This is a genomic window from Victivallis lenta (genome assembly GCF_009695545.1).
GTDB lineage: Bacteria > Verrucomicrobiota > Lentisphaeria > Victivallales > Victivallaceae > Victivallis > Victivallis lenta.
Genome location: NZ_VUNS01000040.1, coordinates 21,008 through 28,779, shown reverse-complemented (window position 1 = coordinate 28,779; position 7,772 = coordinate 21,008). Strand labels below are relative to the sequence as shown.

General features: G+C 43.5%; 5 protein-coding genes. All 5 read left to right on the top strand.

The genetic code is table 11. The features are described 5' to 3' along the window. The first annotated feature begins 125 nt into the window (after positions 1–125). Complete coding sequence (locus tag FYJ85_RS21315; RefSeq protein WP_154420719.1) at positions 126–734, top strand: hypothetical protein; 609 nt, start codon at positions 126–128, stop codon at positions 732–734. Positions 735–1,294: 560 nt separating this feature from the next. Further along, entirely contained in the window at positions 1,295–1,522 is a 228-nt protein-coding gene (locus FYJ85_RS21310) for a helix-turn-helix domain-containing protein (RefSeq protein ID WP_154420718.1), read from the top strand. 2 nt (positions 1,523–1,524) lie between these two features. Next, positions 1,525–4,107: a hypothetical protein gene (locus tag FYJ85_RS21305; RefSeq protein ID WP_154420717.1), complete on the top strand. Its 2,583-nt coding sequence runs from the start codon at positions 1,525–1,527 to the stop codon at positions 4,105–4,107. A gap of 1,075 nt (positions 4,108–5,182) precedes the next feature. Further along, complete coding sequence (locus tag FYJ85_RS21300) at positions 5,183–6,601, top strand: tyrosine-type recombinase/integrase (RefSeq protein WP_154420716.1); 1,419 nt, start codon at positions 5,183–5,185, stop codon at positions 6,599–6,601. Beyond that, entirely contained in the window at positions 6,598–7,629 is a 1,032-nt protein-coding gene (locus tag FYJ85_RS21295; protein WP_154420715.1) for a hypothetical protein, read from the top strand. The genes FYJ85_RS21300 and FYJ85_RS21295 overlap by 4 nt, the downstream gene beginning before the upstream one ends. Positions 7,630–7,772: the final 143 nt, after the last annotated feature.

The following is a 7,772-nucleotide window of genomic DNA, read 5'->3' as shown; positions in this document are numbered from 1 at the left end:
CGCTTTTTAGGACAGCTGATTTACAACAAAGGGGGGCTACTTTTGAGAATTGGTGTGAAATAGATGAAAATGAGGGGGCGTAATCAGAAAATTACGCCATTTTGAAAATTGTTAGGACAGGTGTGATGAAAACTGTTAAAACAATTCTGGTACGTTCGTGCAAAACTCCCGTTTTGCTGGGGATCGGCAAGCAATCTGAAATCATTGAAACGGTGAAGACGGAGAAAAAATTCGATTTTACTGCATCTGATCCCGCCTCCTGCGTGTTGGCAGGGAGTGATCGCTTCGGTTCAAAATGTACTCTCATTCTGCTGGAAGAAATTCCAGAGGATGAAAGTCAGCGTATGATCGAACTCTCCTGTTGGGCTTCCGCTGTTGTCAACACTTTGGTTGATATGAACACCATTGACGATGCTTTGAAACCGGCGTTTCTCAAGGAGTGCATTCACGATCTCATTTCTGAAGTGCAGGCATTGCGTGAAGCTGATGAAGAAGCCAGAGAAACCCTGCGCCGATCCACTTCAAAATTGATTGTTCCGCTCAAAGATGCACGGAACAAGTGCAACGATCCGGAAATTTGCGAGTTGATTGATCAGAAAATAAAAGAAGTGGAAAATGCAGCAGACAAGGACACTGCCAAGCAGATCGCCGATGCCGCCAAGGCGGATAACAGAATCAAACCGTTGTTGCCCGACATCAGGAGAACAGCTCCGGCAGACAATCCGGCAGCCTAAAACGCAATCATGCCTCCAAGAACACCAGACGGTCCGACCAAGCCCGCATTGATAACAGGAAGTTATCCGAAGCATCCCGTTTTCTCCACCCCGGAGAAGCGGGATGTCTTTTTGTCCGGGAACGACAGGAAATATCAGCCCCTATTCAGATCAAATAACAAAATGATGAAAATTCCAACGCGTTGGAAAATTTCTACTCCATCTGCCGACTGCTTGAAACGTCATTATTCCTGACAGCATACTCTTGATGAAATGCAAATCACGCTCATTTCTCATTAACTGCAATGGTTATCCTTTAGTGCCGGAACGTCCCGTTTTTGCATCCTCTTGACATTTTACGCATCACTGCTTATATTAAGTTTTATCGAAGAAACAGAAGTGTTCTTCTCATCAAAAACAAGACATCGCTCTTGCGTGAAGCCGTATACAGGTACTGGCGTTCACGTTCTTTGCAACAACAGCTTTATCCAGTTTAAAACCGGATACACGAACCGTTGACAGCATGATTCCGAGGAATCGTGTGCGGGGATACCGGCTAATATTTTATTTTAGGAGGTATTATGCCCCAACGAAAATCAAATATGGTTTGCCCCGACTGGGCAAAGAGAGAACTGTACGGAGAACCGTATGTCACCCGGCAGGAGGTATGCGAATATCTCGGCATCAGCATTTCAACATTGATGAAACTGCGAAAAAGCGGTCTGCCCACGTATCAGGTCGGAGGTCAAAAGAGATTCCGTATTTCGGAAGTGAATGAATTTATCGGCAAGTATGGGAAGGAGGGCTGAGTATGCTGGATTTGGCAACGCTTCCCTTGAGTTTACACAAGGAAACAGCCGGGAGTGGCTTGTCCCGGCTGGATATATTAAGAGCAAAGTATGCTGCTAATAATAATATAGCACAACAACAGTCTCTCTACCAGAAGTTACTGGTGGACTTCCCGGAACACAACCGCAATCAATATCTGATGAATCATATTCATGCCGCCCTGAACTTGAATATAGATTATGGTACCATCAAAGCTGACCTGCTGAAACTCCCGCAGATCAACCGCCCGGGGGATCCGATTACGGAGGCGGAAATTGACCGCGCCATCGAACGGACTAAAGAATCACGGGAAAAAGGCTTTCCTCTGCAACAGATTCATCCTGCGCCTCAGACGATCACAACCGGAGTTCCTGTACCAGTTGTGATGCCGGACACAAACAAAGCGGTAACTTTTGAAACATTAAAAGCCCGCAGCCCTCATTCGTTGACTGGTTCGGCCAAGGATGCGGACGCGTTTCTGAAAACACTTTTTCGAGAAGACGAATTTATCTGTATCGGCGGGGTAAAAAACAATCATCCCTGTCAGGTACGCAGTTATCTGAATCGTTTGGATTCTCTTGGAGAATACATTACGATCAATCCGTTCACTCCTGATACCACCCGCAGCGATAAGAATGTCGCATTCTATCGTCATATGCTGGTTGAGTTCGATGTTGAAGATAAAGAAAAAGCTCTGGCTGATTCGCTATTTCTCCGGCAGGAATTAGAAAAACAGGCAGGTTTCTGGATGGATATGCTGAACAAGGGAATGCCTATTGTTTCCTTGACGTACAGCGGTTCCAAGTCAATCCATGCCCTGTTTCGGGTAAATGTTCCTGATGCAGCAACATGGAAGCGGGAAATCGAAGGGAGAGTGTATCCGGTCTTCTGTAAAATGGGAGCCGATCCGGCAAATAAGAATCCCTCCCGGTTAAGCAGAATGCCGATGGCGCTGCGCGGAGAAGTTCGGCAGGAATTACTTTACCTGAATCCGAACGTTGTTCCCATGACCCCGGAAGAACTGCTGAAATTGCTTGGCGAAATTGCTCCGGAAGCTGTTGCGGTTCCTGCTGCTGGAAACACTTTGTACGATTTGGTTCCTGCGATATGTGCCAGCAAAGTAACCGAGATTGAGAAAATCAGAATGCTCCATACCGCGACATCAGCCCATCTGAAATCGAACGGTTCATTCCTGAAAGTGGAAAGGATGCGCGATTCCATCGAGTTACTCTATCTGGATCACACGACTTACATTGTGCGCTCGATCTGCAACTCAATCTTTCAGGCACAGTTATCCAGAGAACTGGGATTGTCGACCAATGATCAGAAATTCATTCGGCTTTTCAACTATCTGGAAAACGATCTACTGGCATCAGAAGATATACCAGTAGTTACGCCGAGGAAATATTGGCATTCCACGCAGGATGCGATCTACATTTCCTGCAATGATCATGAAATGGTACGTATCACCGCTGATGGGATCAAGGTCGTTCCAAATGGAACTGATCAGGTGATTTTCCTGCCGGAAGCGGTTCTGGAAGACTGGACATATACGGAAGAGAACTATAATTTCTGGAAGAATCAACTGTGGAAAGAGGCGACTATTCGCACCACAGAAGAAAAAAGCATTGCTTTTGCGTGGACAACTCTCCTGCCGTTTGCTCCGGAAAATAAACCGATTCTCTGTATCGTAGGTGAACCGGGTTCCGGTAAAACAAAGATTTCCAAAGGAGCAGCTTGGTTATGGGGTATTCCGGCTTGGGATATTCAACCGTTACAAGATGAGAACAAAGGACTGGATAACTTTGGCATCGGTGTGGACAAAGGAGGGATTGCATTGATGGATAATGTGGATACTGTCTATAAATGGTTGCCCGATACCTTAGCAAAGTATTCCACCGGTGAAGTCATCAGGAAGCGGAAACTTTACTCCGACAAGGAACAAATAGAGTTCCGGGGAGATGCGGCACTGGTGATCAACAGCGTGAAACCATATTTTGCCAGTGATTCCGGCTGTAATGCCCGTTTGCTGGTGGTGCGCATGAACACACGTGAAACGAGAGAGGAACGGGATTTGGATTCTGCACTGAAAAAAGAAATCCTGATCCATCGCAATGCCTCACTTTCCATGATCTGCCGCCTGTTGCAACAGATTCTTGCCGATAAGGGTCGTGTAATGGAAAATTTAGGCCTGCGTCACAATGATTGGGGGGAACTCGCCGTAAAATTAGGGCGCGCATTAAAGGAAGAAGAATTCATGAAATCTGCTCTTCTGAAGAATCAGCAAAACAGAATGGATATTGTTCTGGAAAACAATGCGCTTGCCGCAGCCCTGGCCAGCTACTTTTCCCACCCTTATCATTCTGGCAGTTTAGAAGGTTATACAGATGACATAAGGAAGCGGTTGGCAGAATTTAATTCTGATTTCGCCTATTATTCCAATCAAAAATTCTCCAGCCTGTTTATAAGAAGTCTGGTATATCTGCAAAAGGACTACGAGATTCAGGAAAAGGTCATAGGAGGAGTACATCGTACCCAATATACCATTACTCCAAAAAACAGATAAACAGTTCAGCTCCGGTCAACCAAAAGGCCGGAGCTTTTTTAGTGAAGATTGCACACTTTTCTCGAATTGCACACTTGCCCAACTGCACATTTTTACAATGATTACACAGTTCAAACATCTGAAATATGCAGAAAATAGGTAAACTTTCCCTTTCCCTATCGAAGCACACCATACCTCCCCCACAACCACGCCACATAGTTAATATCCTTATATTTAATCAATTATAAATATTCTGTGGTGAGGTGGTGAGGTATATTGGAATAAAGTAGTATATATGGAGTATGCAATGTGCAGAGATTGCATACATAATTGATAAATACCAAAAGGTTTTTAGAGAAGCCTCGCCACAGAATCGAATAGTTGATACGCCCCGCCGGGTGGAAAAGGCCGAAATCTGAAACAGTGTAATCCCGGCCTCGTAATACCTGTTTTAACAGCAGAACAACCCACTTCAATACGAACAGAATCGGATAAAATTGAACGGACCAAGACTTTTACGGCAAGGGCAACTTTTCTGAGATTTCTTCATGGTATTACAAGCTATCTCACTCTGTCTGATAATGAGCCAATCCTTTTCTTTCCATTTCAGCAAGTACAAGGATGTTTACCCCTTAATCGAAAGAATGGAGATGTGTTATTAGCTTGAAAAAGTTGAAAAAAAGTTTTTCACTTAGTAGAAGAATCGATGAGTGGCAGGTATTTTAAAGCGTTGGCAAGATGGTGGTAGGCAGCTTTGGTACAGAGTTGGTACAGGGCTGGTACAGAATTCTTGGTTTTTTCGCTGAAAATGGCTTGGTTTAACGCACACAGAAAAACCGTTCCAAGACTTGCTTATCTAAATGAATACTAAAAAGATAGGCATAAAAAAAAACGCCCTCTGCGGACGGAAAAAATCAAAAAATGGTGGTGGGAGATGGATTCGAACCATCGAAAGACGTGCTAGCAGATTTACAGTCTGTATTTTTACGCTCAAAAATTGATTTTTTATCCGAGAAATATCCTTGAATTCCATTTCTTACGTGCTATTTTAGCTTCAGGAAGAATCTCTGAATAACACGGAGGAACACGCGGAATCATGGCTCGGCATACAACTGGCAAGCTCTATACCAGCGGCAAAAAAGGGTATTATTATTTTCGTTATACGGCAAATGGCAAGGATTTTCGCGTTCGGTTGCTTGACCTCAATGGTAAGCCCATTACCCGTGAACCGGAAGCCAAAAAGGCAGCAGCAAGAATTTTGCGTCCCTTGAATGAAAGCGACAGAGCCGAACAACTGCGTATTCTGAAAAATTCTCTCTCCGATGCAGAAGAAGCGGCGAATCAAGCTAAGATTGAGCTGGTCAACAGTAAAGCAACCATTATGGCAGGTTGGGAACTCTTCATGAGCTGCCCGAAACGTCCGGCCAGTTGCAAACGCTATTCATCGGCGGACATTCCTCCTCATACCACGGCCGCCAACTATCGAAGTTATTACCGGCGCTTCGCTGAGTGGCTCAAGGCAAATCATAAAGAGATATCGTTACTCGGCGATATAACGCCGGAAGTTGCAGATAAATTCATGGATGCAGTCAGACGTGAAAACGCTTCCGGCACATACAACAAGTATCTGCAATTTTTTAATTGCTTTTTCAATACGTTGGCAGGGGCTCAGAAAATAAACAGCACAAATCCGTTTCAGGATATTGATCGTCAGGAGCACCGTTACAACAGTAAAAAGCCTCTGGCTCTGGAGCAAATAACAACACTGATCAATTCAGCCACCGGTGATATGCGTATCCTGATCGCTTTAGGATATTTTACCGGCCTGCGTCTGGGAGATTGCTGCACTCTACTGTGGCACGAAATTGATTTATCGAGAAAAATCATCGAACGCATTCCGCGAAAAACAGAACATACCATCAAGGATCGTTCACAAGCTGTCGTTAAAATCGGCATTCCGCCGGCTCTATTCGAAATGCTGACAGCGATACCGGAAAATGAACGTCAGAATTATCTCTTGCCTGATTTTGCAGAAAAATATCTATCAGGCGGCGATCAGCAAATCACCAAGAAGATTCTGAAGCATTTTAAAAAGTGCAACATAGAAATACATCGTCCCGGGACCGGTCGCCGAATGGTTCTAGATCCCGAAACGGGAAAACCCATGATTGACAAGGCGACAGGAAAAACGAAAACGACAGGTACGCGCGCAGTGGTTGAAATGGGGTTTCATTCCCTTCGTTATTCTTATATAAGCCACAATGCCGAAGCCGGAACGCCCGCCGCAATTATCCAGAAGAATGCAGGACATGCGAATCCTGCAATGACTGAACATTATACGAAGATCAGTGATACTGCCGCCGTTCGCTATGCAGAAGTCTTACAATTGCCTGCCTGCAATAACGAGGACGAATTCCAGTCAGAACGGGAAATATTGCACCGGTTGGTGGATAAGCTGCCGCTTGAGCAGATTCGCAAGCTAATCGGATTTATCAAAATGGGAGAGTTGTTATGACAGTCATAAATGAAATGGCTCGGGAACAAATGCAATCCAAAGGACTCCTTACTGGTGGGTATAAACAGCTCGGCAAATTTTGCCAGAAGGAGTTAGCCAATGATGAATTGGCAATGTTCAATCATATCTTGCTTAAATTAAGTACTAGTTGTTACCGTAACCTGTTTGATTATTTAGCAGAAGGGAAAGATTTTTCTGGACAATCCGGAGAATACGCCAAACAACTATTGAGTGCTCTTTGCTGCCCCAATAGTAATTCATATCACATTTTAAAACTGATAACTGATGCAAATTACACAAATTTACAAAAAGTCGCTTCCGAAAGTAATTATACCTCCGATATCAGATCATTTATCCATACCTGCCAAGAGTGCGACTTTGCTTTATTGTGTGCAGAATATTGGTTCGATGCGATTTATCTGGACATGATAAAAGCAGAAAAATTTGTTAACAAAAATATTTTCATAAGTAATATCAGCGTATTTTCAAATAATTACATCAACGCTATAGAGTCACAGTTTGCTGCGATCTTTTCCATCATAGGAATGACGAAAGCATTAAGTACCGACAGGACAATCAAGGAACTGGAAAAATATAAAGACAAAATCCCTGAACTTCAAAATACGATTGATATTTTACAGCAGGAAAAAAAGGAAATAGTCAATGATATTAAATCTGAACTAAAAAACATGCAATCAAATTTCTGGATTCAGGAAAAGGATGCTGAAGATCTTTATGCCCAATTACCAAAAATTACTGATAAAATTCTCAAAAAAGCACGGCAACATTGGAACCTTTCAGGACGGTCGCTTGAAGATAAATTACGAAAAAAATTAAAAAATAATCTTAACCTTACCCCACTTAAAGTTAACAAAAGAACAGAATATTGGCGTATTCAGGATATTAGTAAGGCACTAGGTAGTTTCAAAGATTCCCCTCTCTCAGAACAAGAGTGGGAAAGATATCTGGAAAGGTGGGGGAAATTCAAAAAAGATATAGTGTTAAAAGTGGAGTTCCCTTGTCTGTAACAGCAGTACGGTAGTTCCCAAGGGAGCCCCGTAATTGAAAAGAATACATCAGTAAGTCTGTTTTGCCAAGCTCTGAAGCAAAACCTCAAAAAAGAAAACGTTTATCGGAACCAGCGAGAACGCGGTCAAGATTCAAGTTTGGA